This window comes from Paenarthrobacter sp. PAE-2, from assembly GCF_026013155.1.
Classification (GTDB): Bacteria; Actinomycetota; Actinomycetes; order Actinomycetales; family Micrococcaceae; genus Arthrobacter; species Arthrobacter ureafaciens.
In genome coordinates this window covers 1-2,488 of the sequence record NZ_JAPDNV010000088.1, presented here as the reverse complement: position 1 = coordinate 2,488, position 2,488 = coordinate 1, and the positions used below count along the sequence as shown (strand labels likewise).

Annotated in this window: 2 protein-coding genes; both read right to left on the bottom strand. The window is 61.9% G+C overall.

Going from position 1 to position 2,488, the window contains the following annotated elements:
* Nucleotides 1-165: 165 nt before the first annotated feature.
* The gene (locus OCL88_RS20955) at nt 166-750 is read right to left on the bottom strand and encodes an HhH-GPD-type base excision DNA repair protein (protein WP_264963827.1); all 585 of its coding nucleotides are present in this window, start codon (nt 748-750) and stop codon (nt 166-168) included.
* A 98-nt stretch (nt 751-848) separates the two neighbouring features.
* Nucleotides 849-2,087 carry an IS256 family transposase gene (locus tag OCL88_RS20950; RefSeq protein WP_413775475.1) on the bottom strand — a complete coding sequence of 413 codons (1,239 nt, stop codon included), beginning with the start codon at nt 2,085-2,087 and terminating at the stop codon, nt 849-851.
* Between the last annotated feature and the right edge of the window lie 401 nt (nt 2,088-2,488).

Genomic DNA, 2,488 nt, shown 5'->3' with positions numbered 1-2,488 from the left:
CCCCCCAACCCACACGGGACGGGGGGTCTCCCACATTAACCACCAAAACACCACGTATTTGCAGGACACTCGTGGTTCAGCTGCGGCGCTGCCCAGTCCTCTGTCTCGTGTTTTTAACGACTATGGCCCCGCCGCATGCGGGGCCATAGTCGTTTAAGCCGAAAGTCAGCCTTTCGCGGCTTTGGCCGCTGCCTTGGCGGCTTGCTTGCTTGCACGGACTTTTACCAAGGACTCCGGGTCCACTATGTCTGCCACGGAAAGGTACGAGCCTTCCTCGCCGTAATGGCCGGCGGTTTCTCTCCAGCCCTGTGCTTGGAGGCCACACTGCTTTCCGAGTAGTGCCAGGAAGATCTTCGCTTTCTGGTCTCCGAAACCCGGTAGTGCCTTCAGCCTTCGCAGAACCTCGGGACCATCCGGGTCGTCCTTACTCCAGATGGCAGAAGCGTCGCCGTCCCACTCGCTGTAGACGGTGCGTGCGAGGTCCTGGACCCGGCCCGCCATTGAACCCGGGAACCGATGTACGGCAGGCGTTTCTTTGAACACTTCCACGAAGCCGGCAGGGTCAAAGCCGGCAATCACAGCTGGATCCAAAGACCCTACCCGGGAGCGGATCTTCGCAGGACCAGCAAATGCTGATTCCATGGTCACTTGCTGATCGAGCAGCATCCCCATCAACAGCGCAAAAGCATCATCACTCAACAATTTGTCAGCAACCGGATCCCCGGTGATACGCAACTCCATGCCGCCCATCCTCCCACCAGTCCCCTCCAAGTGACACAAGAAGTCGCTGGCGGGAGTTTCTGTATGGGTCGGGGCTGTCCGATTTTCGGTGGATCCACGGTTGGCATTTAGTTGATTCTTCCGTCGAAGCTGATGGCGAAGGCGTTCAGGGCCGGCTTCCATCGTGTGGCCCATCGTGCCCGGCCTTTGCCTGTCGGGTCCAGTGCCCGGGTAGCGAGGTAGAGGCATTTCAGAGCCGCTTGTTCGGTGGGGAAATGCCCCCTGGCCCTGACCGCGCGCCTGTAGCGGGCGTTGACGGATTCGATGGCGTTGGTGCTGCAGATTACCCGCCGGATTTCCACGTCGTAGTCCAGGAACGGCACGAACTCGCTCCAGGCGTTCTCCCACAACCGAGTGATCGCCGGGTACTGCCGGCCCCATTTGGTCGAGAACTCCACGAACCGCTCCTTAGCCGCGGCCTCCGAGGGTGCGGTGTAGACCGGACGCAGGTCACGGGACATCTCGTCCCAGTACTGCCGCGCCGCATACCGGAAGGTGTTCCGGATTAGGTGCACGATGCAGGTCTGGACCACCGCCAGGGACCAGACCGTGGTGATCGCCTCGGGCAGACCCTTGAGCCCGTCGCATACCGTGATGCAGACGTCCTCAACACCGCGGTTCTTGATCTCGGTCAGCACCGAGAGCCAGAACTTTGCCCCTTCGCCGCCGTCCCCGGCCCACAGCCCGAGGATGTCACGTTCCCCGTTGACACTGACACCCATAGCGACGTAGACCGGCCGGTTCGTGACCTGCCCGTCGCGGACCTTGACGTGGATTGCGTCGATGAACACCACCGGGTAGACCCGGTCCAGGGGACGGTTCTGCCACTCGGTCATCTCGCCGATGACCTTCTCTGTGATCCTCGAGATGGTGTCTTTGGAGACCCTGGCGCTGAACACCTCCGCGAAATGGGCCGCGATCTTCCCGGTCGTGAGCCCTTTCGCGCTTAGCGACAATACGATCTCATCCACGCCAGTCAGCCGGCGCTGCCGCTTCTTGACGATCTGCGGATCGAACGTTGAGCCGGTGTCCCTCGGTACGTCGATCTCCACCGGCCCGATCTCGGTCAACACGGTCTTAGTGCGGGTGCCGTTGCGGGAGTTCCCGCTCCCGCGCCCGGACACGTCGTGCTTTTCGTATCCGAGGTGTTCGTCCATTTCCGCTTCTAGAGCGGTTACCAGGACGTTCTTCGTGAGCCGGTTCAACAGCCCGTCAGGGCCAACGAGGCCGATGCCCTGTTCTCTGGCCTGGGCCAGGAGCTGCTGCGCTAATTCTTGCTGATCCACATCAGTCGCCATGGGATCCATGGTGTCGCTCATGATCGGTCCTCCCCGCCAGGCAATGCCCGGCGTGTCAGGCCAACCGTGGATCCACCGTTATTCAGACAGCCCCTATGGGTCGCGCCGGGGCCTGCGAGTTTCCAGGCCATGCCTTATACGGGCGCCCGGACGCGGGAGATCACCTGGCTGCGAGTTCGTGGCGGCTCGGGCCCTTTCCACCGAACAGGCAACTTGAGCTGCCTCTACGTTGCCTTCCGGCGGAGGTCCCGACGTGCAAAGGGCGCACGACGGGATAGATGATGGAGGCCGGCCCATGCGCGTAAGGATCGGTAGGAGCGTGGTGCCCAATGAAGGTGCCCACAGAGGCCCGCGGGTGGCTGTTTGGGGGTGGATTTGCGTTGGGGGTTGGGGGCGTGTATTGTTTTCTG

Coding starts and splice junctions, on each gene's coding strand:
- OCL88_RS20955 (WP_264963827.1), bottom strand. CDS start 750: ATGGGCGGCATGGAGTTGCGTATCACCGGGGATCCGGTTGCTGACAAA.
- OCL88_RS20950 (WP_413775475.1), bottom strand. CDS start 2,087: ATGGATCCCATGGCGACTGATGTGGATCAGCAAGAATTAGCGCAGCAG.